This window comes from Streptomyces sp. NBC_00016 (assembly GCF_045040885.1).
GTDB lineage: Bacteria > Actinomycetota > Actinomycetes > Streptomycetales > Streptomycetaceae > Streptomyces > Streptomyces coriariae.
In genome coordinates, this window is record NZ_CP108304.1 from 6,174,387 (window position 1) to 6,200,443 (window position 26,057).

22 protein-coding genes and 1 tRNA gene are annotated in these 26,057 nt (G+C 71.0%); 11 read left to right on the forward strand and 12 right to left on the reverse strand.

Annotation, left to right across the window (positions count from 1 at the left end):
* Positions 1 to 37 precede the first annotated feature (37 nt).
* A complete protein-coding gene (locus tag OG933_RS27420; RefSeq protein ID WP_362522523.1) occupies positions 38 to 904 on the forward strand; it encodes a fused MFS/spermidine synthase in 867 nt (288 codons plus the stop codon).
* Between the two features lie 39 nt (positions 905 to 943).
* Here OG933_RS27420 and OG933_RS27425 read toward each other — a convergent pair whose 3' ends face one another.
* Positions 944 to 1,477, reverse strand: a complete 534-nt coding sequence (locus OG933_RS27425; RefSeq protein WP_405629284.1) for a hypothetical protein — start codon at positions 1,475 to 1,477, stop codon at positions 944 to 946.
* Positions 1,478 to 1,631: 154 nt separating this feature from the next.
* Here OG933_RS27425 and OG933_RS27430 point away from each other — a divergent pair, with 154 nt between their 5' ends.
* The 7 genes from OG933_RS27430 to OG933_RS27460 all read left to right on the forward strand — a co-directional run bounded on the left by OG933_RS27430 (position 1,632) and on the right by OG933_RS27460 (position 10,223).
* On the forward strand, positions 1,632 to 2,351 hold the full coding sequence (locus OG933_RS27430) for a response regulator transcription factor (RefSeq protein ID WP_200839695.1): 720 nt from the start codon (positions 1,632 to 1,634) through the stop codon (positions 2,349 to 2,351).
* Complete coding sequence (locus OG933_RS27435; RefSeq protein WP_362522521.1) at positions 2,348 to 3,724, forward strand: HAMP domain-containing sensor histidine kinase; 1,377 nt, start codon at positions 2,348 to 2,350, stop codon at positions 3,722 to 3,724. Before OG933_RS27430 ends, OG933_RS27435 begins: the two co-directional genes overlap by 4 nt.
* A 163-nt stretch (positions 3,725 to 3,887) precedes the next feature.
* Positions 3,888 to 5,354, forward strand: a complete 1,467-nt coding sequence (locus OG933_RS27440) for a cellulose binding domain-containing protein (RefSeq protein ID WP_405629285.1) — start codon at positions 3,888 to 3,890, stop codon at positions 5,352 to 5,354.
* A gap of 249 nt (positions 5,355 to 5,603) precedes the next feature.
* Entirely contained in the window at positions 5,604 to 6,920 is a 1,317-nt protein-coding gene (locus OG933_RS27445; RefSeq protein WP_362522519.1) for an ABC transporter substrate-binding protein, read from the forward strand.
* A 33-nt stretch (positions 6,921 to 6,953) separates the two neighbouring features.
* Positions 6,954 to 7,934: a sugar ABC transporter permease gene (locus tag OG933_RS27450; RefSeq protein ID WP_362270678.1), complete on the forward strand. Its 981-nt coding sequence runs from the start codon at positions 6,954 to 6,956 to the stop codon at positions 7,932 to 7,934.
* Positions 7,931 to 8,815: a carbohydrate ABC transporter permease gene (locus OG933_RS27455; RefSeq protein WP_362522518.1), complete on the forward strand. Its 885-nt coding sequence runs from the start codon at positions 7,931 to 7,933 to the stop codon at positions 8,813 to 8,815. The genes OG933_RS27450 and OG933_RS27455 overlap by 4 nt, the downstream gene beginning before the upstream one ends.
* Positions 8,816 to 8,906: 91 nt before the next feature.
* On the forward strand, positions 8,907 to 10,223 hold the full coding sequence (locus OG933_RS27460; RefSeq protein WP_362522665.1) for a glycoside hydrolase family 36 protein: 1,317 nt from the start codon (positions 8,907 to 8,909) through the stop codon (positions 10,221 to 10,223).
* A gap of 160 nt (positions 10,224 to 10,383) precedes the next feature.
* Here OG933_RS27460 and OG933_RS27465 read toward each other — a convergent pair whose 3' ends face one another.
* The 6 genes from OG933_RS27465 to OG933_RS27490 all read right to left on the reverse strand — a co-directional run bounded on the left by OG933_RS27465 (position 10,384) and on the right by OG933_RS27490 (position 19,496).
* A complete protein-coding gene (locus OG933_RS27465; RefSeq protein ID WP_405629288.1) occupies positions 10,384 to 10,743 on the reverse strand; it encodes a CU044_2847 family protein in 360 nt (119 codons plus the stop codon).
* 32 nt (positions 10,744 to 10,775) lie between these two features.
* Entirely contained in the window at positions 10,776 to 14,462 is a 3,687-nt protein-coding gene (locus OG933_RS27470; protein ID WP_405629290.1) for a trypsin-like peptidase domain-containing protein, read from the reverse strand.
* Between the two features lie 176 nt (positions 14,463 to 14,638).
* Positions 14,639 to 16,069 (reverse strand): GH1 family beta-glucosidase, encoded by a 1,431-nt coding sequence (locus tag OG933_RS27475; RefSeq protein WP_362536597.1) that lies wholly within the window; start codon positions 16,067 to 16,069, stop codon positions 14,639 to 14,641.
* Between the two features lie 153 nt (positions 16,070 to 16,222).
* Complete coding sequence (locus OG933_RS27480; protein WP_142267851.1) at positions 16,223 to 17,110, reverse strand: carbohydrate ABC transporter permease; 888 nt, start codon at positions 17,108 to 17,110, stop codon at positions 16,223 to 16,225.
* A 41-nt stretch (positions 17,111 to 17,151) separates the two neighbouring features.
* The gene (locus tag OG933_RS27485) at positions 17,152 to 18,162 is read right to left on the reverse strand and encodes a sugar ABC transporter permease (protein ID WP_362536606.1); all 1,011 of its coding nucleotides are present in this window, start codon (positions 18,160 to 18,162) and stop codon (positions 17,152 to 17,154) included.
* A 5-nt stretch (positions 18,163 to 18,167) separates the two neighbouring features.
* A complete protein-coding gene (locus tag OG933_RS27490) occupies positions 18,168 to 19,496 on the reverse strand; it encodes an ABC transporter substrate-binding protein (protein ID WP_362536599.1) in 1,329 nt (442 codons plus the stop codon).
* Positions 19,497 to 19,948: 452 nt separating this feature from the next.
* Here OG933_RS27490 and OG933_RS27495 point away from each other — a divergent pair, with 452 nt between their 5' ends.
* Positions 19,949 to 21,004 (forward strand): LacI family DNA-binding transcriptional regulator, encoded by a 1,056-nt coding sequence (locus OG933_RS27495; protein WP_142264466.1) that lies wholly within the window; start codon positions 19,949 to 19,951, stop codon positions 21,002 to 21,004.
* 12 nt (positions 21,005 to 21,016) lie between these two features.
* Here the strand turns inward: OG933_RS27495 and OG933_RS27500 are convergent, their stop codons facing one another.
* The 5 genes from OG933_RS27500 to OG933_RS27520 all read right to left on the reverse strand — a co-directional run bounded on the left by OG933_RS27500 (position 21,017) and on the right by OG933_RS27520 (position 24,433).
* A complete protein-coding gene (locus OG933_RS27500) occupies positions 21,017 to 21,529 on the reverse strand; it encodes a GNAT family N-acetyltransferase (RefSeq protein ID WP_405629293.1) in 513 nt (170 codons plus the stop codon).
* 66 nt (positions 21,530 to 21,595) lie between these two features.
* Positions 21,596 to 21,668 (reverse strand) — tRNA-His (locus OG933_RS27505).
* Between the two features lie 107 nt (positions 21,669 to 21,775).
* The gene (gene orn, locus OG933_RS27510; RefSeq protein ID WP_142264464.1) at positions 21,776 to 22,378 is read right to left on the reverse strand and encodes an oligoribonuclease; all 603 of its coding nucleotides are present in this window, start codon (positions 22,376 to 22,378) and stop codon (positions 21,776 to 21,778) included.
* A 115-nt stretch (positions 22,379 to 22,493) separates the two neighbouring features.
* On the reverse strand, positions 22,494 to 23,726 hold the full coding sequence (locus OG933_RS27515; RefSeq protein WP_054240143.1) for a helix-turn-helix domain-containing protein: 1,233 nt from the start codon (positions 23,724 to 23,726) through the stop codon (positions 22,494 to 22,496).
* A gap of 377 nt (positions 23,727 to 24,103) precedes the next feature.
* Positions 24,104 to 24,433, reverse strand: a complete 330-nt coding sequence (locus OG933_RS27520) for a hypothetical protein (RefSeq protein ID WP_362525563.1) — start codon at positions 24,431 to 24,433, stop codon at positions 24,104 to 24,106.
* Between the two features lie 360 nt (positions 24,434 to 24,793).
* Here OG933_RS27520 and OG933_RS27525 point away from each other — a divergent pair, with 360 nt between their 5' ends.
* Positions 24,794 to 25,321, forward strand: a complete 528-nt coding sequence (locus tag OG933_RS27525; protein ID WP_057600310.1) for a universal stress protein — start codon at positions 24,794 to 24,796, stop codon at positions 25,319 to 25,321.
* Positions 25,322 to 25,469: 148 nt separating this feature from the next.
* A complete protein-coding gene (locus tag OG933_RS27530; protein WP_020131790.1) occupies positions 25,470 to 26,036 on the forward strand; it encodes a GPR1/FUN34/YaaH family transporter in 567 nt (188 codons plus the stop codon).
* Positions 26,037 to 26,057 lie beyond the last annotated feature (21 nt).

Consider the following 26,057-nt stretch of genomic DNA (forward strand, 5'->3'; position numbering starts at 1 on the left):
CGCGCGGGGAGCGTCCGCGGCCTGCGAAAATGCTGTCATGGCAAAGTCCAGGAACACCCGGCGCGAGCGGGACGCCGACGCCGTCGTCGAGCCCGTCGACGGCGGGCTCGCCCAGCTCGTACCCGACCGGGACCGGGCGCGGGCCTGGACGCTGCTCATCGACGGAGCCCCCCAGTCGCACGTCGACCTCGACGACCCCACCCACCTCTCCTTCGAGTACCAGCGGCGCCTCGGACATGTCATCGACCTCGTGGCACCGCCCGGCAAGCCCCTGCACGTCGTGCATCTCGGCGGCGGCGCGTTCACCCTCGCCCGGTACGTCGCCGCCACCCGCCCCCGCTCCACCCAGCAGGTCGTCGAACGGGACGCGGCCCTCGTCCAACTGGTCCGCCGGGAGCTGCCGCTGGACCCGGGGGCGCGTATCAGGGTGAGGTCGGTCGACGCACGCGAAGGACTCGCCAAGGTGCCCGACGGGTGGGCGGATCTCGTCCTGGCCGACGTGTTCAGCGGCGCCCGGACCCCCGCCCACCTCACCTCGACCGAGTTCCTCGACGAGGTCCGCAGGGCGCTCAAGCCCGGCGGGGCCTACGCCGCCAACCTCGCCGACGGCCCCCCGCTCGCGCACCTGCGCGGCCAGATCGCCACGGCCGCCGCCCGGTTCGCGGAACTCGCGCTGGTCGCGGACCCGACCGTGCTGCGCGGCAAACGGTTCGGCAACGCCGTGCTCGTCGCCTCCGACCTGGCGCTGCCCACCGCCGAACTGACCCGCAGGGCCGCCTCCGACCCCCACCCCGGCCGGGTCGAGCACGGCAGGGCGCTCACCGACTTCACCGGCGGCGCGGTACCGGTCGTGGACGCGTCGGCGGTGGCCTCACCGGCCCCGCCGCCCTCGGTCTTCCGCTAGGACGTGTCCGGGCCGGCCCGTCGCCCGGAGCTTGGGCCGTCAGTACGTGCCCACCTCCACCCGGGGCGGCCCGTCGTGCCAGGTGCAGAACACCGACACCCGGTCCGCGCCGGAGCTGAACTCCACCCGGATCCACGACTCCGTCTTCCACACCTGCATCGACCAGCCCGCGCCCGGCGTCGCCGAGACCAGCGACGCGGAGACCTTGCCCAGGTCGAAGACGACCAGCCCGCCGTCGGTGTCGTAGCTCTTGACCGTGCCCTGGGAGGTGCCCCGGGGTGTTCCGGAGGCGCTGGGGGAGGGACCGGCGGTCGACGCCGTCCGGGAGGGAGAGGGGGACGCCGGGGTCCGGCTCGGGGTCGGGGACGGGCTCCGCGACGCGGACGGGCCGCTCGTCGGCGAGGGCGGCGGCTTCGACTCCTGCGTGATCGTGTCGCCCGCGGTGAGCGGCAGGGCGCGCGGCGGGTCGTAGGCCGTGCCCGCCATCACCGTGTGGACACCCCACCACGACAGCGTGACCGCCGCGCCCGTGGCGAGCGACCAGGCCAGTACGTGTACGAGTCCTCTGCGCATCGCGGGCCATCTTGCCCCACGCGCCTCACCCGTGTCGCACGGATGTGCGCGGCCGTTCCCTCGGCCGCGCACGGTCGCCTCACCGGTCGTCCACAGGGGCGGAGTTGTCCACAGGCCCGAATGACCCTCGCCCGCATGGCGTAGGTTGCGGCGCATGGCAAGTGTGCTCGTGGTCGAGGACGACCAGTTCGTACGCTCGGCGCTCATCCGGCAGCTGACCGACGCCTCGCACCTCGTGCGCAGCGTCGGTACGGCACTGGAGGCGCTGCGCGAGGTCGCCCATTTCCGCTTCGACGTGGTCATCCTCGACCTCGGTCTGCCCGATCTGGACGGCTCCGAGGCCCTGAAGATGCTGCGCGGCATCACGGACGTGCCGGTCATCATCGCCACCGCGCGTGACGACGAGACGGAGATCGTCCGGCTGTTGAACGCGGGCGCGGACGACTACCTGACCAAGCCGTTCTCGGTGGAGCACCTGTCGGCGCGGATGGCGGCCGTGCTGCGGCGGGCCCGGTCCGGTGCCGCGGAGCCCTCGCCCTCCAGCGTCATCCGGGTCGGCGGTCTGACCGTCGACCCGCTGCGCCGCCAGGCCGAACTGGACGGCGTACGGCTCGACCTCACCCGCCGTGAGTTCGACCTGCTGGCCTTTCTCGCGGGCCGGCCTGGGGTCGTGGTCCCGCGCCGGGAACTGCTGGCCGAGGTGTGGCAGCAGTCCTACGGCGACGACCAGACCATCGACGTCCATCTGTCCTGGCTGCGCCGCAAGCTGGGCGAGACGGCGGCGCGGCCGCGCTATCTGCACACCCTGCGGGGTGTCGGCGTGAAGCTGGAGCCGCCCGTCTGCGACTCCGGGGGGACGGGACCGATCCGATGAGATGGGCACTGGTCAAGGTCTGTCTGGCGGTCACCACGATGGTCGTGGTCGCCTTCGCCGTCCCGCTCGGTCTCGTCATCAAGGAGATGGCCCGCGACCGCGCGTTCTCCAACGCCGAGCGGGAGGCCGCGGTCGTGGTCCCGGCACTGTCCATCACGACCGACCGCGACCAGTTGGAGCGGGTCGTCGCCTCGGCGGGCTCGGACGACGGCATGGCGGTGCACCTGCCGGCGAGCGACGGCCGGGCCGCCGTCGACCTCGGCCGGCAGCGCGCCGCGGACGCGGACATCGCGGCCGTACGGAAGCTGGGCCGCGCCTCCACGACCGAGGTCGCGGGGGGTTCCGCTCTGCTCCAGCCGGTCGCGCTGAGCCTGGGGACCGTGGTGATCGAGGTGTACGTCCCCGAGTCCGAGGTGAGCAACGGCGTCGGCACGGCCTGGGCGGTGCTGGCGGCGGTCGGGGCCGCGCTGGTCGTCGGCTCGGTCGCCGTCGCCGACCGGCTGGGCGTACGGATGGTGCAGCCGGCCAGGCGACTGGTCGAGGGGGCGCACGAGCTGGGGGAGGGCAAGCTCGGGGCGAGAGTGCCCGAGGAGGGGCCGAACGAACTGCGGCTCGCGGCGGTGGCGTTCAACTCGATGGCGGATCAGGTGGTCCAACTGCTGGCCAACGAGCGGGAGCTGGCGGCGGATCTGTCCCACCGGCTGCGGACCCCGCTGACCGTGCTGCGGCTCAACGCGGCCTCCCTGGGCGGCTCTCCGGCCGCCGAGCAGACGAGGACCGCCGTCGCCCAGCTGGAGCGCGAGGTGGACACGATCATCCGGACGGCGCGCGAGGCGAAGCCGCAGACGGCGGCCGCCGGTCCGGGCGCGGGCTGTGACGCGGCGGAGGTGGTCCGGGAGCGGATGGCGTTCTGGTCGGCGCTCGCGGAGGACGAGGGCCGCAAGGTGCGCACGGCCGGTGTGGACCGCCCGGTCCGCATACCCGTGGCCCGTACCGATCTCGCCGCCGCCCTGGACGCGCTGCTCGGCAACGTGTTCCGGCACACCCCGGAGGGCACGGCCTTCGCGGTCGACGTCCACAACGGCGAGGACGCGGTGATCGTCCTCGTCTCGGACGCGGGCCCGGGCATCGCCGACCCCGAGGCGGCGATGGCGCGCGGCCGGGGCTCGGGCACCGCGGGCTCGACCGGCCTCGGCCTGGACATCGTCCGCCGGCTCGCCGAGTCGACGGGCGGTGACGTCCGCATCGGCTCCTCGGTACTGGGCGGCACCGAGGTGCGGCTCTGGATCCAGCTGGACGGGCGGGAGCCGGTGCGCAGGGGCCACCGGGGGGCTGTCCGCAGACGGCGGCGGGCGCTCGTCGGCCGTTTCTGAGGGGCGAAGTGGTCTCGACCTTTAACCGCCCCCGATGTGTTCCTTAAGCGCTCCCTAAGAACCTCAACGGCCGTCCTTGTCAGGCGTTTTGCCCGGTTCGGGATCGCTAGCGTGCTGCCGCACCCCCCTCGGGATCCCCGTGAGCAGTGAAGGCAGGCACGTGATGAGCACGCATCGGCGCAGGATCAGTGGCAGGAACAAGATGATCGGCGGTGCGGTCGCCGCGGCCGTGGTGGGCGGCGGGGCCGTGCTGCTCGGCGGTACGGCGCAGGCGGCCGGGATCGGGGCCGCCTACACCAGGACCAGCGACTGGTCGACGGGATACACCGCGCAGTACGTCGTGACGAACAACAGCGGTCGGGTGAAGGCGGACTGGAAGCTCGAGTTCGAGCTGCCGGCCGGAGCGAAACTGAGCTCCCTGTGGAACGGCGAGTCCACCGTCAGCGGGCAGCACGTCACCGTCTCGCCGCCGAAGTGGGACACCGACGGGCTCGCCGTCGGGGAGTCCGTCACCGTCGGCTTCGTCGTCAACGGCAGTGCGGATCCGGCCGGTTGTCTGGTCGACGGCGCCCAGTGTTCCGCCGACGACGGCGCCACGCCCGAGCCGAGTGGCAGGCCGACCCAGAGCGCGAGTCCCACCACGGCCCCGAGCCCGACCGCCACCTCCTCGGCCTCCTCTCCGGCGACCACCTCTCCCGCCCCGAGCACCAGCGCGAGCACCGGTACCGGCACCACCGCCTCCGCCGGGTTCGCCCCCTACGTCGACACCTCCCTGTACCCCGCCTTCGACCTCCTGGCGAGCGTGAGCGCGACCGGGGTGAAGGACTACAACCTGGCGTTCGTCACCGACGGCGGTGGCTGCACGCCCAAGTGGGGTGGGGTGACCGACCTCGCGAGCGACGGTGTGGCCGCCCAGATCGGGGCGCTGCGGGCCAAGGGCGGTGACGTCCGGGTCTCCTTCGGCGGCGCCTCCGGCTCCGAGCTGGCGACGACCTGCTCGTCGGCGGACGCGCTGGCGGCGGCGTACGGAAAGGCGGTGGACGCCTATCAACTGACCAAAGTGGACTTCGACATCGAGGGCGGCGCGCTGCCCGACACGGCGGCCAACACCCGCCGCGCCCAGGCGATCGCGAAGCTCCAGCAGCAGCACCCGGATCTGAACGTGTCGTTCACCCTGCCCGTGATGCCCGAGGGGCTGACGCAGGACGGGGTGAACCTGCTGGCCGGCGCCAAGTCCGCCGGCGTCGGGATCGACACCGTCAACATCATGGCGATGGACTACGGGCCGGCGTACAGCGGCGACATGGGGACCTACGCCGAGCAGGCCGCCACCGCCACCCAGGCGCAGGTCAAGAGCGTCCTCGGGCTCAGCGACAGCGCGGCCTGGAAGGCGGTCGGGGTCACCCCGATGATCGGTGTGAACGACGTCACGTCCGAGATCTTCAAGGTCGACGACGCCACCCAGCTCGTCGCCTTCGCCAAGGTCAAGGGGCTCGGCCCGCTGTCGATGTGGTCGGCCACCCGGGACAAGCAGTGCGCGGGCGGGGCCAAGAACTACGCGGACGCGACCTGCAGTTCGATCGTCCAGGCCGACTCCGCGTTCTCGAAGGCGTTCGCCGCCTACAAGTGATCAATTCCCGCACGTGACCCATGCCTGGAAGTGATCAATTAAATGATCAAGAGGGGGAGCGGGAATTGATCATGTAAGTGATCAAGGTGTGTCGATTACGTTTCGACAAATGAAGCCAGCGGCTCTTGACGCATGACCGGACATACGGCTGTTATTGCGCCACCCCGTGTTCGGTCAAGTTGATTTCTGGTCGATTGCGACCGGCTTTCAGCCACACTCTGTGGCCGAACCTCGCGTCAGGAGCCGCTCATGCACCACCTCTCCCCCTCCGGCCGCCTCGCTCTCCCCTCCCCGAGCCGTCGTACCCTCCTGCGCGGTATGGGCGGCGCGGCCGTGCTCGGCGCCGGTATACCCCTGCTCTCCGCCTGCGGCGGCAGCGGCACCGCGGCCGACCCGAAGACCGTCACCCTCGGCTCCAACGCCTCCGACGCCGTCCCGAAGAAGGCCTTCGCGGAGATCTACGCGGCCTTCAAGAAGCAGTCCGGGATCACGGTCGACGTGAACACCAAGGACCACAACACGTTCCAGGAGCAGATCAACTCCTACCTCCAGGGCACCCCGGACGACGTGTTCAACTGGTTCGCCGGCTACCGCATGCAGTTCTTCGCGGCCAAGAAGCTCGCCACCCCGATCGACGAGGTCTGGGACAAGATCGGCGGCAACTTCCCCGACGCCATGAAGGCGCTCAGCAAGGGCGCGGACGGCAAGTACTACTTCGTGCCGCTGTACACGTACCCGTGGGCGCTGTTCTACCGGAAGAGCGTCTTCCAGCAGCACGGCTACACCGTCCCCACCACCTGGGACCAGCTCGTCGCCCTGTGCAAGCAGATGAAGAAGGACGGGCTCGTCCCCATAGCCTTCGGCGACAAGGACGCCTGGCCCGCGCTCGGCACCTTCGACCAGATCAACTTCCGCACCAACGGCTACGACTTCCATGTCGAGCTGATGGCGGGCAAGGCCTCCTGGACCGACGCGAAGGTCCGCAAGACCTTCGACCACTGGGCCGAGATCCTCCCCTACCACCAGGACGGCGCCGTCGGCCGCACCTGGCAGGACGCCGCCCAGACCCTCGTCTCCAAGAAGGCCGGCATGTATCTGCTGGGTACCTTCGTGGCGCAGCAGTTCACCAACCAGGCCGACGCCGACGACCTCGACTTCTTCGCCTTCCCGGAGATCGACCCGGCCTACGGCCAGGACACCGTCGAGGCGCCCACCGACGGTTTCATGCTCTCCAAGGCCCCGAAGAGCAAGGCGTCCGCCGTCAAGCTCCTGGAGTACCTCGGCACCCCGGAGGCCGAGGCGATCTACCTCAAGGCCGACCCGAGCGTCGTCGCCGCCTCCTCCAAGGCCGACACCTCCTCGTACACCGCCCTGCAGAAGAAGGCGTACGCGATGATCAGCGGCGCCAAGCACCTCACGCAGTTCATGGACCGTGACAGCCGGCCCGACTTCACCTCCACGGTGATGCAGCCCGCGCTCCAGAAGTTCGTCCGCGACCCCAAGGGGATCGACAGCCTGCTGACGTCGATCGAGCGTCAGAAGAAGACGATCTTCGCGTCCGGCTGAGCCGCGTCGCCCGAGGCGGATGAGCACCGACACATGAGCTCCGAAACGACCACGAAGATCCCGGAGGCGGCCGCCGAGCCGCCTCCGGGCACCGCGACCCCGAAGAAGCGCGCTCCGCAGGGCCACCGGCGCCTGCTGACCCGCCGCGACCGGCTCACGCTCGGCCTGATGGCCGGCGTGCCGACGATCCTGCACGTGGCCCTCGTCTGGGTCACCGCCCTGGCCTCCGTCGCCCTCGCCTTCACCACCTGGGACGGCATCGGCTTCGACTCGATCAAGTGGGTGGGGCTGGACAACTTCAGGGAGCTGTTCAGCAACAACCCGCAGTTCTGGCCCGCCGTCCAGCACAACGTCATCTGGTTCGTCGTGCTCATCCTGATCCCGACCCCGTTCGGGCTCTTCCTGGCGGTCCAGCTGGACAAGAGGATCCGGTTCAGCCGGGTCTACCAGACGGCCTTCTTCCTGCCGGTCGTGGTCTCCATGGCCGTCATCGGCTTCGTCTGGCAGCTGGTCTACAACCCGGACACGGGCCTGATCAACAGCCTGATCGGCGCCAACGAGCCGGGCCACTACATCGACTGGATCGGCGACCCGGACCTCAACCTCTGGGCCATCCTCATCGCCGCCTCCTGGCGGCACGCCGGCTACATGATGATCCTCTACCTGGCCGGTCTGAAGAGCGTCGACCCGGCCCTGCGCGAGGCGTCCGCACTGGACGGCGCGAACGAGTGGCAGACGTTCAAGAACGTCATCTTCCCGACCCTGCGGCCCACGAACACCGTCGTCCTCGTCGTCACGATCATCGAGGCCCTGCGCGCCTTCGACCTGGTCTTCGTCTTCAACAAGGGCGCCCAGGGGACCGAACTGCTGTCGATCCTGGTCACCAACAACATCATCGGCGAGTCCAGCCGCATCGGATACGGATCGGCGATCGCCGTCGTCCTGCTGGTGATCTCCCTCGCCGTGATCATCCCGTACCTGATCGCGACCTTCCGGAAGGAGCGGCGAGCATGAGCGCGACCCTCGCGTCCAAGCAGCGCACCCCCGTCCGCCCCGCCCGGATCCTGCTGCACACGTTCCTCGTCGTGACGTCCCTGGCCTGGCTGGCGCCCCTGCTGTGGGCCCTGTTCGCGGCCCTGCGCCCCTACGCGGAGACCAGCGAGAAGGGCTATGTCTCCTGGCCCGACAAACTGAGCCTCGACAACTTCACCGACGCGTTCCAGCAGTCGGACATGCTGCACTACTTCGGGAACACGCTGCTGATCGCGGTCCCGGCCGTGCTCCTGACCCTCTTCCTGTCGTCGTGCGTGGCGTTCTACGTCAGCCGCTTCGACTTCCGGGTCAACCTGTTCCTGCTCCTGGTGTTCACGGCCGGCAACCTGCTCCCGCAGCAGGTGATCATCACCCCGCTGTACCGCCTGTACCTCCTGGTCGACCTGCCGGGCATCACGGTCAGCGGCAAGCTCTACGACTCCGCGCTCGGCCTGGTCCTGATCCACGTGGCGTTCCAGTCCGGCTTCTGCGCCTTCGTGCTGAGCAACTACATGCGCTCGCTGCCGCACGAGCTGACCGAGGCCGCGCTGGTCGACGGCGCGTCCGTGTGGCGGCTGTACTGGCAGATCGTGCTGCCGCTGTGCAAGCCCGCGATGGCGGCCCTGGCGACCCTGCTCTCCATCTGGATCTACAACGACTTCTTCTGGGCGATCGTGCTGATCTCCACCGGTGAGAACATGCCGATCACCTCGGCCCTGAACAACCTCTCCGGCCAGTACTTCACCGACCCCAACCTGGTCGCCGCGGGCGCCCTGCTGACCGCGATCCCCACGCTGATCGTGTACTTCACGCTCCAGCGCCAGTTCGTCAGCGGCCTGACCCTGGGCGCCAACAAGGGCTGACGCCCGCCCCCTCCGTCCGGGCGCGCCCCACCCGGCGCGCTCCCTCCTCCGCGCGCCCCACCCCGCGCCCCTCCCCGTGAGAGAGAACCCCGTGCACCACCCCTTCACCCCGGTGGCCGCCGTCCCCGTGGACCCGCGTCGAGCCCGCGTCCACGAGGAGGGCTGGCAGTCCTGGAGCCCGAGCGGCGCCTATGCGCTGCGCGACACCCCGTACCGCCCGACGAACGACAACTGGGCGACGGTCTGCTACCGCCCCGGGGCCACCGTCCCCGCGGGAACCTTCCAGGGGGAGGGGCTGCTGGCCCTCGACCCCGGCGACGGCTCACCGGTACGGCTGTGGGCGGCGCCGGACCCGGTGCGGGAGGTGCCGTCCATCCGCCTCACCCGGGCCGGATCCGTGGCGGAGATCAGCGCCGACGGCCCGGTGAAGGAGTACACGGGCACCGGCATCCAGGCGCTCCTGTCCGACTGGGCCGCCGGGCTCGGCCTCCCGGCCCCCCGCCCCGCGCCGACCGTCTGGTGCTCCTGGTACGAGTACTTCACCAACGTCACCGAGGACGACATCCACGAGAACCTCCGCGCGATGGACACCCTCGACCTGCCCGTCGACGTCGTCCAGATCGACGACGGCTACCAGCGCGCCCTCGGCGACTGGCTCGTCCTCTCGGGCCGCTTCCGCTCCCGTTCCGGCATCGCCGACGCCATCCGCGCCCGGGGCCGCCGCGCGGGCATCTGGACGGCACCCTTCCTGGTCGACCCGAGCAGCGAACTGGCCGCCCGGCACCCCGACTGGCTGGTCCGCTCCGCCGACGGCGGCTTCGCGCACGCCGGCCACAACTGGGGCCACGACCTGCGGGTCCTCGACACCACCCACCCCGAGGCGGCGGCCTACCTGACGGACGTCTTCCGGACGCTGCGCGCCGAGGGCTACGACTACTTCAAGGTCGACTTCCTGTACGCGGGCGCGCTGGACGGTGTACGGCACGACGACACCGTGGACGCGCTGACGGCGTACCGCTCGGGCGTCGAGCTGATCCGCGCGGCGATCGGCCCGGACGCGTACCTCCTGGGCTGCGGCGCGCCGATCCTGCCCTCCCTCGGACTCTTCGACGCGATGCGGGTCAGCCCCGACACGGCCCCGCACCGGCGTCCCGAGGCCGACGACTACAGCCAGCCCGGCCAGGACCCGGCCGAGTTCACCGGCGTCGGCCGCCAGTGGCAGCACGGCCGGCTCTGGACCAACGACCCGGACTGCCTGATGGCCCGCCCGGCGGTGGAGACCCGCGAGCGGTGGGCCGCGCACGTGGAGGCGACCGGCGGCCTGATGGCATCCAGCGACCGGCTGCTGTCGCTCGACATCTGGGGCGTGGACACCACCCGCCGGCTGCTGTCGGGAGACGACCGATGACGCGTCGCGCGCGGTGACGCCGACCACCGGGTGACGCCGACACCCCGGTACGGCCCGCGTCCCGCCGAACGGGGTCGCGATCGGGCGGGAGCCGCGGGAGCCGGTCGGCTGCCCGCCCGACCCGGGGCAGGGCCCGTCCGGCAGGGGGAGCAGGGGGCGGTCAATCGGGCGGGGCGGGGGCTGTCGGCCGGGGCTCCTGCGAGCCGTCGTTCTCCCAGGTCAGCCTGACGTTCAGATGGCCTTCGGCGCTCGTCTTCGCGATGATGGCGCCGGCCTCCGCGGTCAGCTTCACACCGAACTCGACCTCGATCGTGCCCGGCCGGACGTCCATCGCGCGGAACTGGCCGAGCACGTCCGAAGCGGCCTGGCGGACATTGCCGAGCGCGGAGCTCAGCGAGGTGCCGGCCGACTCGACGAGGCCGCCCGTCCGGGAGACCGGGCTGATGGACGGGCCGTCCGGCGGCACCTCCACGATCACCTCGCCGCCGCTGTCCAGCCTCCACCGCACCAGCTCGGTCATGCAGTCTCCTCGTTCGTCGTGGGATGGCACTTTCAGGGGCAGAGGGCGCCCTGATAGGCGCCGGGAGGCACCAGGTCCCGGGTCGCCTCGTCGTGGTTCGGTTCGCCGAGCAGGGCGCAGAGTCCCGACAGGGTGAGCTTCCGCCCGGCGGACGGTGGCTCGGCCTTGGCGGCGGCCAGCCGGCGCAGGGGCGCCGGCTCGCCCGGACGGTCGAGCACGATGCCCAGCGTGCTGCCGTCCACCAGGGCGAGCGGGGCGCGGTCGCCGCTGCCCAACGGCCATATCCAGCCCCCCGAGTAGTTGAACCGTCCCGTCTCCTTGCCGTTCGACAGCGAACGGACGGACACCCGCTGGGCCAGGGTGGCTCCCTCGATCGGATCCAGCTGAATCCCGGTGGCGGAGGGGGTGCTCCCGGTCAGGGAGCCCCACTGCTGGGCCAGGGTGGAGACCCACGCCGTGGTGCCCGTCGCGTCCAGCGCGAGCGTGCCGAAGTCGCCGCTTTCGACGAGCCGGGGTATGCGCGAGACGACCTTGCCGGTGTCGGTGGACCAGGCGACCAGACCGCGGGTGCCGGTGCCGGGTTCCCGCACGAGGGCGGCGACCCTGCGCCCGTCGAGGCTCATCGTCACGGTGTCGAGGGTGGTCGGGTCGGCGACCAACTGGTGCCGGGTCACGGTGTCCCGGCCGAGGTCCACCCACGACAACGACAGGTCGGCTCGTGCCTTGACATCGTCGGCCAGCACCTCGGAGACCGTCGCGGTGGCGCCTGCGGGGCCCAGCCACAGCTCGGTGACCATGCTCGGCCACGGCAGCTTCGCCTGCCGGAGCAGCCGGCCGGTGTGCAGGTCGAACAGGTACAGGGTGTTGTGCAGTCCGCTCTGGAGGGTCGGCAGCAGACTGTCCGAGACGACCATGCCCAGCACCCGGTCCGTCGGGTCGACGCTCATGGTCACGTGGCCGATCGCGGGGATCTGCGCGACCTCCCGGGCGGAGACGACCTTGTGCTCCACCGTGTCGTAGACGACCAGACAGGACGTGATGCCGAGCAGATCCGGGACGCAGGTGGCGTATCCGTCCGGGTCGATCTTCGGCAGGCCGTTCTCGTCGACCGGGTCGTCGACGTCCAGTTCGCCGGGAGCGAGCCCGACGGACTGCCGGAACACCACGTACCGTCCGCTGCGGCTGATCACGGGTGAACCGGCGTGGTCGTTCGGGCCGAACAGCGAGGACAGCGACTCCTGCGCCACCCCCTCGCCGGAAAGGCGCCACACCGCGATGCGGCTCGACGCGTCCGTGGTGACCAGGGTCCCGCCGTCGGCGCTCGCCATCTGCGTCAGATCCTCGTTCTCCACCCGGGAGCTGCTCTCCAGAGCCTTGGCGCCCGAGTCGGCTGTCGGGGTCGGATCGCCCGACGGGCCGGTCGGGGTCGCGGCGGAACGGCTCGGTTCGGCCGTGGACAGGTCCTGGGCGACGTCGTGGTGCGGCAGCAGTCTGTCGGCCACGTCGTAGGCGCCCGGCTTCGCCGCGTCGAGCCCGACCGAGGAGTCGGTCCGGTACGCGCGCATCGCCAGTTGCACCGCCCCGTAGGAATCGGCCTGTTTCAGCTGCCGCGCCTTCACGGCCAGATCGCGCGCGAGGGATTCGGCCACCTGTCCGCTGCGGTGCTGGTAGACGGCCGTGACGATGACGAGGGCCACCGCCAGCACCCCGGCGATGCCCGAGACCAGCCACCGCCGGCGCCGCCGGCTCGCCCCGATGAAGGTGTGCTCCCGCGCGCTGAGATGCTCGCCGTGGGTGACCGCCCAGCGCCGGGCGTCCCGCAGATCGGCGCCGGACAGCAGGCGGCCGGGCGACTTCCGGCTCGACCAGATGTCGATGCGCTGCCGCAGACCGTCCTGCCAGACCCGGAAGTCGCGAAACCGCTCGGTCAGTTCACGCAGCCGGTCCCACTGCGTCAGCAGCGAGTCGTGCGCCAACTCGACGCCGGGCACCGGCTCCTGGCCCGCGAGACCGGCGTTGACCTCGTGCAGCACCAGCAGTCTCGTGGTGGCGAGACGCTGCGCGACGGCCCACTGCGCGTCGTCGCACTCGTCACGCAGGGCCGTGCTGCGCACGGTCAGTTCATCGCGGTGCAGCGGACGGGCCAGTTGCACCAGCAGCCGCTCGGCGGTGGCCCGGGTCCCGGGATCCAGTCCCGACCAGACCCGGTCCGCGTAGCCCGCCAGCGCCCGGGAGACCCCGCCCACCTCCGCGTAGGCCTCGTGGGTCAGCAGGCCCGCCGAACGTCGCTCCCACAACTCGGCGAGGGTGAACTCCAGCAACGGCAACGGGTTCGGTGTCCGCTTCAGATCCTCCAGGATCCGCTCGACGAGCCCGTCGGCGAACTCGACCGTGCCCAGCCGCCGCAGCGGCCCGGTCATCACCTGCCGCAGTTCCGCCCGGGTCATCTCGCCCACGGTGACCGGCAGCCAGCGCCGCGCGAGCTCGGCGGCGGGCCGGTCGCTCAGGACGGCGCCGAGGAAGGCGTCCCTGAGATTGACCAGCACGGACAGCCGGGACCCGCCGGTGAGGCAGGCGCCCAGCGCCCCGGCGAACGCGGCCCGGTCGTCCACGGGCCGGCCGAAGACCTCCTCGAACTGATCGACGCAGATCAGCATGCGCTCGCCCCCGCGGCGCTCCAGCACCGCGGCCACCACATCGGCCATGGCACCCCCGGCCAGCCTCGCGGCGAGCCCCTCCACGGACACCAGCCGGGCCGAGGCCTCCCGGTCCGGCTCCAGCAGCGTGTCCAGCGCGAAGGCCAGGGCGTTCAGCGGCGTACCGGCGTCGGAGGGACGGAGCGTCACCACCACCAGCCGCTCCTGCCGGGCCCGCAGCCGGGGGACCACACCGGCGTGCCACAGGGAGGACTTGCCGGCCCCGGAGCCGCCGATGACGCAGATCACCGGTACGCCGTCACCGATCCGGTCGACGATCTGCGCGGCCAAATCGTCGCGCCCGTAGAACAGTTCGGCGTCCTGCTCGGTGAACGCGCGCAGCGCCCGGAACGGCGACCGCTGCTCGATCACCCCCGTCAGCTCCGGCCAGGCCGCCAGCAACGTGTCCACCGGCATCATGTAGCCGATCTTCGACCCGGCGCCGGAGACCTTGTAGCCCACCATGCCCACGACGGCATCGGCGTCGGGGCTCCACACGGGCGTCCCGGAGAAGCCGGGCGCGAGCACCGCCTGCCGGGCGGGATCGCTCTCGATCTCCACCCAGCCCGTCGCGACCGGCCCCCCTTCCCGGCCGTACACCCAGGTGCCCAGCTCCAGGCCGCGCGGGAAACCCACCATCACCAGCAGGCCGTTCAGACCGCCGCGCCGTCTGCGCAGCACGAGCGGCCGGGCGCCGTCCGGTGCCGGGTCGAGCAGCCGCAGACCGGCGACGTCCGTGCCCCGGCCTGGGACGGGCGAGTGCCACGCGACGACCTCGGCGGCGCGGCGCAGACCCGGCGCCAGTAACGGGAAGTCGACGGTGACCGACGAGCCGACCGGCGGCGCCTGTCCGGGGGCCGTCGCGGACGCCTGCGCGGGCGGGAGCCCCAGTGCGTCGGTCACGACGTGCGCGGCGGTCAGTACCTGCGCCGGACCCGCCAGGAAACCGGCCCCCACCAGAAAGTCCCCGCGCCAGACCCGGACCAGCGCCGCCTCCAACGGGACACGCTCCCCCGCGCTCATGTCGCTCCTCCCCGTACGCCCCTGCCGACGCGCCGACACCTCCGGCGACAGGAGGTCGTGGGCGCAACGAGCGTGCCACAGATCCCGCCGACCCGGACGGAAAGTGGACAGCAGCGATCAACGGCGAAGGGCGCGGCGGGCCCCCAGCCCGCCGCGCCCTCTCCCCGCTCCCCGGGTCAGTTGGTCTCGGTCGGCGCCAGGGTGCCCGTGCGGGCCGCCTGGCTGTACCACAGCGCGCTCGACTTCGGCGTGCGGGTCAGCGTCGCGTAGTCCACGTACACCGCGCCGAACCGCTTCTCGTAGCCGTACGCCCACTCGAAGTTGTCCAGGAGGGACCAGAGGTAGTAGCCCCGCACGTCCGCGCCGTCCGCGATCGCCCGCCGGACCGCCGCGAGGTGGCCGTGCAGGTAGGCGATGCGCTCCGGGTCGTGGACGCGGCCGTCCGAGTCGGGCTTGTCGTCGTAGGCCGCGCCGTTCTCCGTGATGTAGAGGGGCAGGCCCGGCGCCTCCGCCGTGTAGCGCATGATCAGCTCGTGCAGGCCGGTCGGGTCGATGGACCAGCCCATCTCCGTGCGGTCGCCGGGCGTCAGGTGGAAGGCCACGTCGTCCGCGCCGGGCCACGGCGAGTGGTCGCTCGCACCGTGACCGTCCGAACGGGGACCCTGCACCGACGCGTCCGCCGCCGAGACCAGCGTGGGCGTGTAGTAGTTCAGGCCCAGCGCGTCCAACGGCTGGTGGATGGCGCGCAGATCGCCCTCGTGGACGTACGACCAGTCCGTCAGCGACGAGGTCGCCGCCAGCAGCGTCTCCGGGTAGGCGCCCCGCAGGATCGGGCCGTGGAAGACGCCGTTGGCCAGGTCGTCGATCTTCTGCACCGCGGCCAGGTCCGCCGGGTCGCCCGGGGAGAGCGGGCGCACCACCGAGGAGTTGAGGCTGATCGCCACCGAGTTGCGGGCCGGCATGGCCGCGCGCAGCGCCGACGTGCCCAGCCCGTGCGCCAGGTTCAGGTGGTGCGCCGCCTTCAGCGACGCCACCGGTTCGGTACGGCCCGGCGCGTGCACCCCGGACGCGTAGCCCAGGAACGCGCTGCACCACGGCTCGTTCAGCGTGATCCAGTTCTCCACGCGGTCGCCGAGCGCCTCGCCGACGATCTGCGCGTACTCCGCGAACCGGAACGCCGTGTCCCGCTCCGGCCAGCCGCCCGCGTCCTCCAGCTCCTGGGGGAGGTCCCAGTGGTAGAGGGTGACGGCCGGCTTGATGCCCTTCGCCAGTAGCTCGTCCACCAGGCGGCGGTAGAAGTCCAGGCCCACCTGCACCGCGGGGCCGCGCCCGGTCGGCTGGACCCGGGACCAGGAGATGGAGAAGCGGTACGTGGACAGGCCCAGCTCCGCCATCAGCGCCACGTCGTCGCGGTAGCGGTGGTAGTGGTCGACAGCGATGTCACCGGTTTCGCCACCGGCCGTCTTGCCCGGCGTATGGCTGAAGGTGTCCCAGATCGAGGGGGTACGGCCGCCCTCGCGCACCGCCCCCTCGATCTGGTACGCGGAGGTCGCGGCACCCCAGAGGAAGGCGGGCGGAAAGGTCACCGGAGTAATGGGCTCAGGCATGGAAGCGCTCCCATGGGTGGTCGTCGAGACCGACGAGGTCGGGGGGGAAGTGGTGCGGAGGGGGCCGGGGCGGCGGTGACCCGGCCCCCGTGAAGTCACGGACGGACGGACGGGAGGGCGTCGTAAGGTGTCGCACGGAGTCGCGACGCGTCCTCAGCCCTTCACGGCGCCCTGCATGATGCCGCCCACGATCTGCTTGCCGAAGATCGCGAAGACCAGCAGCAGCGGCAGCGTGCCCAGCAGCGCGCCCGCCATGATCAGGGACTGGTCCGGGGTGTACCCGCGGCCGAGGCCCGCGACCGCGACCTGCACGGTCGGGTTGCCGGTCTGGCTCAGCACCAGGAACGGCCACAGGAAGTCGTTCCACGTCTGCACGAACATCAGCATGCCGAGCACCGCCATCGCCGGGCGCGCCGCGGGGAACACCACGTGCCACACCACGCGCCAGCTGCTCGCGCCGTCCACCCGGGCCGCCTCGATGATCTCGTCGGGCAGCGCCTGGATGAGGTACTGCCGCATGAAGAACACCCCGAACGCGCTCACCAGCGACGGCAGGATCACCGCCTGGAGCTGGTCCGTCCACTCCAGCTTGGCGACCATCATGTACAGCGGGATGATGCTCAGCTGCGGCGGCACCATCATCGTGCCGATCACGATCAGCATCAGCGCGCCCCGGCCCCGGAACCGGAGTTTGGCGAAGGCGAACCCGGCGATCGTCGACAGGAAGACGATCGTCGCCGCCGAAGTCCCCGCCACGATCGTCGTGTTGACGAACGCCTTGCCCAGGTTCGCGTCGTTCCAGGCCACGTCCAGGTTGTGGAAGAGGTTGGAGCCGAACACGAACGGCGGCGGGTTCTGCGCCAGCCGGTTGTTGTCGCGGGACGCCGCGATCGCCGTCCACACCAGGGGGAACAGCGAAACGATGGTGAACACGCCCAGGATGATGTAGGCGATCGGTCCGCCGTGCATCTGCCCGCCGGCCCGCGCGGACTTCGGCCGGCGCACCTTCCGGGCCGTCGGCACGGCGTCCTCGGGTTCCACGGACTTCGCGGTCGTTGTCGTCGTCGTCACGGCCGGTACTCCTAACTACTGGCGCGCAGCCGGCGCGAGATGACGTAGTTGACGATGCCGATCACGATCAGGATCAGGAACATCGTCCAGGCGATCGCCGAGGCCCGTCCCAGGTGCTGGTTCACCCAGCCCTGCTCGTACAGGTACAGGCCCAGCGTCTGGAACTGGTGCTCCGCGCCGCCCGACGCGCCCTTGTTGGCGTCGAACAGCAGCGGTTCGCCGAAGACCTGACTGGCGCCGATCGTCGAGACGACGACCGTGAACAGGATCGTCGGCCGCAGCGACGGCAGCGTCACGTGCAGGAACTGCTTCCAGCGGCTGGCGCCGTCCAGCGCCGCCGACTCGTACAGGTCCTGCGGGATCGCCTGCATCGCGGCCAGGTAGATCAGCGCGTTGTAGCCGGTCCACCGCCAGATGACGATCGACGAGACGGCGATCTGCGACGGCCACTTGTCGTTCTGCCAGTCGACCGCGTCGATCCCGACGAAGTGCAGCGCCCAGTTGATCATGCCGTAGTCGCGCCCGAAGAGCAGCACGAAGACCAGCGAGGCGGCCGCGATCGAGGTCGCGTACGGCGCGAGCATCGCGACCCGGTAGAAGGTCGAGGCGCGCAGCTTGTAGTTGAGGATGTGGGCGAGGCCCATCGCCATCAGCAGCTGCGGAACGGTCGAGATGATCCCGATCGTCAGGGTGTTCTTCGCCGCGTTCCAGAAGAAGTCGTCGTCGAAGATGCGCGTGTAGTTGCGCATCCCCACCCACTCCATGTCGGTGGGCGCGGTCATCTCCACCTGGTGCAGCGACGCCCAGCCCGTGTAGATCAGCGGGAACAGGCCGAACGCGAGGAACAGCAGGAAGAACGGCGAGACGAAGGCGTACGGGCTCCAGCGCTTGTCCCGCTGCCAGCGGCGGGAGAGCCGGGCCCGATGCCGCTGCTCCGCCTCCGTGGGGACGGCGGCCGGGCGGCCCGGGGCCGCGCCCCCCTCCTTGGTGGGGGGCGCGGCGGTGTCGTGGCGGGTGGCCATTCGGGTCACTTGTCCAGGTTGTTGTCGATGGTCTTGGTGGCCGTCTTCCAGGCCTCCGCCGCCGACTTGCCCTTCGTCACGAGGATGACGCCGTTGTCGGTCAGGCCCTGCTGGATGATCTGGTCCTTCGGGCCGATCACCTGCACCGGCGCGGTCTTGGCGGCCTCGGAGAAGACCGTGCCGATCGGCGAGTCACCGGTCATGTCGTTCTTCGCACCGGTGACCTCGGCCATCGTGTACGCGCTCGGCGTGCTGGGGAAGGACCCCTGCACCTTGAAGAGCTTCGCCTGCTGCTCGGGCGCGGTCAGCCAGGTGATGAACGCCTCGGCCTCCTTCACGTGCTTGCCGCTCTTCGGCACACCCAGGAAGGAGCCGCCCCAGTTGCCGGACTTGGGCGCGACGGCCACGTCCCACTTGCCGGCGTCCTCGGCCTTCGCCTTGCCCTTGATGGTGCCGAGCATCCACGGCGGGCAGGCGATGGTGGCGAACTTGCTGTTGGCGATCGTGGTGTCCCAGGCCGGCTGGAACTGCGTCTGGGCCTGGACCAGGCCGTCCTCGGCGGCCTTCGCGGTCAGGTCGAACGCGGCCTTCACCGCCGGGTTCGTCTTGTAGATGATCTCGCCGGAGGAGTCGTAGAACTTCTCCTTCTCACTGCTGAGAATGGCGTTGATCAGCCCGCCGGGGGAGTCCATGAAGAAGGTGCCCGCCTTGGCCTTCTTCTTGTACTGCTCGCCGGTGGCGACGAACTTGTTCCAGTCACCGGCCCACAGCTTGCCGACCTCGGTGCGGTCGGTGGGCAGACCGGCCGCCTCGAAGAGGTCCTTGCGGTAGCAGAGGGCCATCGGGCCGACGTCGGTACCGAGAGCGATCGTCTGGCCGTCCTTGGTGGTGCCCTGCGACCACTTCCAGTCCAGCCACTTGCTCTTGTCGACGCCCGAGACCTTCGACATGTCCTCGAACTTGGCCGCCTGGGTGGCGACGACCTCGGCTATGTTGCCCACTTCGATGGCCTGGATGTCCATCAGGCCACTGTTGGTGGTGAGGTGGTTGACGAGCGCCGGGTAGTAGTTCTCGTTCCGCTCCGTGACGTTCTCGGCGATCTTGATGTCGGGGTGGAGCTTCTCGTACTCGGCGTAGAGACCGGCCTCCTTGAAGCCCATCGTGCCGAACAGACCCAGCGTGATCGTCGTCTTGCCCTTGCCGCTGCCCGACGACGAGCCGTCGGAAGCGTCGTCGTTGCCGTCGTCGGCACAGCCGGCCAGCAGCCCGGCGCCCAGCGACGCTACGGCCGCGAGGACCACCACCCGGCGGGTGGTTCGGGTACGTGCTCGCATTGCGTCCTCCTGTTGCCCTGACGTGCCGACCCCCCGGCCAACTGCATTGTTGGGCCCGTTAGTTACTCGCTGCGGCTCGGGCGGGGAACGTGCGGGATGTGTATGTGTCAGGTACCGTGGGAGCGCTCCCACAGGTGATGTGTTGAAGAGTCGTCGGTTCGGGCGGGGGTGTCAAGGGTGGGAGCGCGGAGAGATGCGTTCAGTTATCTGCCTGTTAGCTAACTCGCGGGGACAGCGCTTTCCGGCCGCGAGCGGCAACGGACGAGCCGTCCGGTGGCGGGGAGTTGGGTGCGCCGGGCGTCCTGAACCGAGGCCCGTCCGGCGTACGGATGCGGGGCCCCCGTGGGGCCGAAGCGGGTCCCCGGGGACGGCGGCCGTCGGCGAAGATGGGCTGAACGGACGGGGCTGTTAGATTCCAGGCCAGCGTGAACGACGGCGGGAAGGCGGGGCCCATGGCAAGCCACGGAGCGCGGAGCCGGAGCGGAGGGCGGCCGACTCTCGAAGAGGTGGCCGCACGCGCCGGTGTCGGCCGCGGCACGGTCTCCCGGGTGATCAACGGCTCGCCGAGAGTCAGTGACGCGACCCGCGCGGCCGTCGAGGCGGCCGTCGCCGAGCTCGGCTACGTCCCCAACACCGCGGCCCGTGCCCTGGCCGCCAACCGCACGGACGCGATCGCGCTGGTGGTCCCCGAGCCGGAGACCCGCTTCTTCGCCGAGCCGTACTTCTCGGACATGCTGCGCGGCGTGGGCGCGGAGCTCTCCGACACCGAGATGCAGCTGCTGCTGATCTTCGCGGGTAGCGATCGCGAACGACGCCGGCTCGCCCAGTACCTGGCGGCGCACCGTGTCGACGGGGTTCTCCTGGTCTCGGTCCACGCCGACGACCCGCTGCCCGATCTGCTGGCCCAGCTGGAGATCCCGGCGGTGATCAGCGGCCCGCGCTCCGCCGCGGAGACCCTCCCGTCCGTGGACTCCGACAACTACGGCGGCGCCCGCTCGGCGGTGGAACACCTGCTGTCCCGGGGCCGCACCCACATCGCCCACATCACGGGCCGCCTGGACGTCTACGGCGCCCAGCGGCGCGTCGACGGCTACCGGGACGCCCTGCGCGACGCGGGGTACCCGCCGGACGAGGGTCTGATCGCGCCGGGCGACTTCACCGAGGAGGGCGGACACCGCGCGATGGGGGAACTCCTCGCCCGCAACCCCTCCCTCGACGCGGTCTTCGCGGGCTCCGACGTCATGGCGGCCGGCGCCCGCCGGGCACTGCGCGAGGCGGGCCGCCGGCTCCCGGAGGACGTGGCGATGGTCGGCTACGACGACTCGGCGATCGCCCGGCACATGGACCCGCCGCTGACGAGCGTCCGCCAGCCCATCGAGGAGATGGGCCGCAGGATGCTGGACCTGCTCCTCACGGAGATCGCGGACCGCCGTCCCGCGGTGTCGCGGGGCCTGGAGCGACGCCAGGTCGTACTGGCGACGGAACTGGTGGGGCGCTCCTCCTCCTGAGCGGGGCACGGTTCACGGCCCGACGACCAGCCGCCACCGCACCTCGCCGTCCTGCCGCTCCGCGGTGGCCGACAGCCCGGCGGCACGGGCCACGGCCGCGGACGCGTGGTGGTCGGGGTGGATGTGGGCGACGATCGTGCGCACGCCCTGAGCCCGTAGCCGGCCGACGAGTCCCACGGCCGCCTCGGAGGCGAGGCCGCGGCCCTGCCAGGGGGTGCCGACGACCCAGGCGATCTCGGCGTGGTCCCGCCCGGTCACGGTGGCCTGCAGGATCCCGGCCGGCCGGTCGGCGTCCCGCACCCGCAGCACCCAGTTGCACCAGGAGACGGAGGGGTCCGGCGAACCGGCGACGAGCCGTTCGTAGCGGACGCGCAGGGCTTCGGGTGTGCTGGGGGCGCCGCCGATGAAGGTGTGCAGCGCGGGATCGCCCAGGACGACCGCCATCTCCGCCGCGTGGTCGACGCGCAGCGGGACGAGGTCGAGCCGGGCGGTCGCGAACGGCTCGGCAGGGACGCTCGGGCGCATGACCCCTCCCGGGAAACACATCAGCCGGTGACCTCCCTTGCGGGAAGTCACCGGCTGATGACTCAGGGTGAGTGACGGGACTTGAACCCGCGGCATCCTGGACCACAACCAGGTGCTCTACCAGCTGAGCTACACCCACCACGCCCGGCAGTTGGATTCTGCGGTCTCCCGCGGTTCTCCCTACCGGCCGAGAAAAAGTGTACAGGGTCCGAGGGGGTGCTCGTGCACGCCTTTTACGGGGCCCTGTCAGCTGCTGGGCAGCACGTGCTTCGCGGCGATGGTCCTGGCGGTGTCGGAGTCCGGCCCGGGCTGCGGCACGAAGACCGCCTCGCGGTAGTAGCGCAGTTCCGCGATGGATTCGCGGATGTCGGCGAGGGCGCGGTGGTTGCCGTTCTTCGGGGGGCTGTTGAAGTACGCCCGCGGGTACCAGCGCCGGGCGAGCTCCTTGATCGACGACACGTCGACGATCCGGTAGTGGAGGTAGCCCTCGAGGGAGGTCATGTCCCGCGCCAGGAAGCCGCGGTCCGTGCCGACGGAGTTGCCGCACAGCGGCGCCTTGCCCGGCTCCTTCACGTGCTCCCGTACATAGGCCAGCACCTGGGCCTCGGCCTCGGCGAGGGTCGTCCCGCCCGCCAGCTCGTCGAGCAGCCCGGACGCGGTGTGCATCTCGCGCACCACCTCCGGCATCGTCTCCAGCGCCCGGGCCGGCGGGCGGATGACGATGTCGACACCGTCGCCGAGCACGTTCAGCTCGGAGTCGGTGACGAGGGCGGCAACCTCGATGAGAGCGTCGTCCGACAGCGAGAGGCCGGTCATCTCGCAGTCGATCCAGACCATGCGATCGTTCATGCGACCACCCTAAAGCTGACGTCGGCTTTTGAGGTGCCCCGCGTGGACGCTCTCGTACCCGGGCGTCGGCCGGGCCGGTGGGCCCGGCCGACGCCCGCGAGGTTCCGTCATCCGCTCAGGTACCGCTGCGCTGCCCCGGCAGACTCGCCCGCGAGGTCGCGTACGCGTCCCGCGCGTGCTCGGACGGCAGGGTCGCCGACGAGCCCATCGCACCGGCCGTCGCCGAGGCCGTACGCCGCAGCTGCGGCGGTACCGGTCCCGGAGCGTCCGGGTGCAGCGCCTGCGGCGCCGGCGGCGGCGACGGTTCGTTGTCCGTCTGCCGTTCGCCCTGGGGCCTGCGGGCCCGGTAGGCCGCCCGGTACGCCGCCGGGGACGAGCCGAGCTGCCGGCGGAAGTGGCCGCGCAGGGCCACCGGCGAACGGAAGCCGCAGCGCCCCGCGACCTCGTCCACCGAGTAGTCCGACGTCTCCAGCAGGCGCTGCGCCTGGAGCACCCGCTGGGTGATCAGCCACTGGAGCGGTGCGCTGCCGGTCAGGGACCGGAAGCGGCGGTCGAACGTGCGGCGGCTCATATAGGCGCGTGCCGCCAGCGTCTCCACGTCGAACTGCTCGTGGAGATGCTCCAGCGCCCAGGCGACGACCTCGGCGAGCGGGTCGGCGCCGATCTCCTCAGGTAAAGACCGGTCGAGGTAGCGCTCCTGGCCGCCCGACCGGCGTGGTGGGACGACCAGCCGCCGGGCCAGCGCGCCCGCGGCCTCGTTACCGTGATCCGTCCGCACGATGTGCAGACAGAGATCGATTCCGGCCGCCGTCCCCGCCGACGTCAGCACATCGCCGTCGTCGACGAACAGTTCGCGCGGATCCACGTGTACCGACGGATAGCGCTTGGCCAGCGTCGGCGCGTACATCCAGTGGGTGGTGGCCGGGCGGCCGTCCAGCAGACCCGCGGCGGCCAGCACGAACGCGCCGGTGCACAGGCCCACGATGCGGGCACCCTCCTCATGCGCCCGGCGCAGCGCGTCGAGCGCATCCTCCGGTGGCGGCGAGGTGATCGAACGCCAGGCCGGCACGACGACCGTGCCCGCCCGTGCGATCGCCTCCAGGCCGTGTGGCGCGGTGAGTTCCAGGCCCCCTGTGGTCCGCAGCGGGCCTTCTTCGCCACCGCACACCAGCAAGCGGTAGCGCGGTACGCCGGCGTCCTGGCGGTCAATCCCGAACACCGACAGTGGAATGGAACTCTCGAAAATGGGGCCGCCGCTGAACAGCAGCACCGCGACGATCTCCTTGCGGCGTCGCCCGGAGAGTTTCCGGGCCGCGGCTTCCGGCGCGGCAGTGGAGTCGTGGCTCATCCTGCTAAGCCCCCCTCGGTGGTCGCGGCTCCTCGGTTGTGTCGCTCCTGCACGTTTCCCCTCGGTCCTGCACGAGTCCCCCGCCGTAGACAGTCAAGATCGAATCTAACGTGTCGCACAATGCCGGCGTGGCCAGTTCGCCACCCGGCAGATTGTCGACATGGCAACTTGGCGTGAAGCATTCGATCACGAAGCGTTGCACTCGTGGGCCGTGCAGGGAAGTGCGCCTCGGTGCGGTGGCCAATCCCCGTAGGGTGCGCAGGGCCCCTGAGGCCCTTTCCGTGCAGGTGGAACGGGGGGTGGGGGGTGGTTGGGGCAAGGGATGCGCCATCACCGGAAGTTGGCTGAAAAGAAGCGGGTCCGTGCGTGAAAACCGGTCAACCGACCGGTGAGTTTCCCCCAGAGTGACGACCGCCACGGTGTGACCCCGTTCCGGTGCGCTGATGGCGCCCCCGGGGGTGCGCCTGTGGCGCGGGCTCCTCGTCGAGCAACCGGGCCGCGCACCGCTCGGACCGGCGCAGCAGCACCCGGCAGACGGCCGTGACGGCGGCGAGGCCGAGGGCGGTGCCGGTGGCGCCGGCCAGCGAGGTGCCGTACCAGAGGAGGACCACCGGGACCAGGAAGCAGCTGAAGGCCGCCCAGCGGATCAGGTCGGTCGACCGGTCGTCGCCGGGCCGGGGCTCGGGGGTGGCGCGGGGCGAGGGCACGGGGCGGGCTCCTTCCTGGGGCGGCGGTACGAGGGGCGGGGTGCGGCGGCGGTCGGACGGAGGCGGAGGGACGGCGGTGCACGGGGTTCAACGCCTGTTCGAGCGGTCGGTCACTGTCGGCGGCGGTCCCGCGTCAGTGAATCCTGTGCAAACCGCCTGTACGGGGCAGCAACCATTGCGTTACGGGCGTCCGCTCGTGCATGCTCCCTGGAACCCCCACCGGGGGCGTGCGGGAACTGGGCCTCGGAGGCGTGCCGCCGTACCCTTGGGGGTATGGGGTTGGGAAGATGATTCCCGGACAGCTCCGTCGCTCACACCGCCGCGTCCCACCCGTATAAGGATCAATACGCCGAGACAGCCATGGCCGGTCACGAATTCTTCGAACCCGCGGACCGCAAGCGGCCCGTCGCCGACCCTACGGCGGCCGAGCCCCAGGCGGCGGAAGACGCACGCCACTCCTGCGATCCAGCCTTCAAGCACGGCGTGGTCGTCGGCTTCGACGGCTCCACGTCCAGTGAACGCGCGCTCGCGTACGCCATCGGCATGGCCCACCGCTCCGGCTCCGGCCTGATCATCGTCCATGTCGCCAACCGGCTGCCCACCACGGTGTGGGCCGGCTGCGAGCCGCCCGTCTTCGTCGACGTGCCGGACCACCGCACCGAGGTGCTCGGTCTGGAGCTCGCCTGTGCGGAGTACCTCGCCGAGGTGCCCTGGATCCTGGTCGAGCGCGGCGGCGACATCTGCCACGAACTCGAAGAGGTGGGGCGGGAGTACGAGGCCGACGCGATCGTCGTCGGCTCGACCCACGGGATCGTCGGCCGGATCTTCGGCTCGGTCGCGGGGCGGCTCGCCAAGCGGGCCAAGCGCCCCGTCGTTGTCATTCCGTAACTCGCCGTTCTCCCAGGTGAGATGAGATCTGGGTACGCCCGTCCCCCCTTGCCGCGCAGCATAAATCTACTGGCGCGTAGGGGTGTTTGTGCCTTTGTGAAGGGCATATACCGCTCACACAACTGCACATGCATGAAGGGAGCCCGCCGTGGACAACGACGTCTCTGCGGGAAGCAGCACCACCACGATCGCCGGCCGACTCGCCCTGGGTGTCACCCTGTTGGCCTTCGGGCTCGGGTACACCGACCTCATCGACGGCGTGACGGCTGCGGACGCCGTATCCATCGCCCACTACGTCGGCGGCGTCGCACTGTTCGTCGCCGGCCTGCTCGCACTCCGCGACCGCGACGCGGCCGCCGGCACCGCCTACACCGTCCTCGGCGCCTTCTGGTTCACCTGGGCGGTCTCCGCCGGTACCCAGGTCTCCGACAACGCCGCAGGGCTCTTCCTGCTCCTGTTCGCCCTCGTGGCGCTCTCCCTGACCCTCGCCGGTGGCGACCAACTCGGCCAGGGCACCTACGGGTTGTTCTGCGTCGGGCTGGTGCTGATGGCCGTCGCCCGGTTCGCCGACAGCGACGGGCTCACCAAGGTCGGCGGCTGGTTCGCCGTCGCGGCGGGCGCGGTGGCCTGGTACGCGGCGACCGCGGCGCTGGCCCACTGGCCCACGGCAGTTCCGCGACGCGCTGCCCGCCCCGGCGTGACGGCCACGGGCTGATCGGCAGCCGGCGCCGGGGAG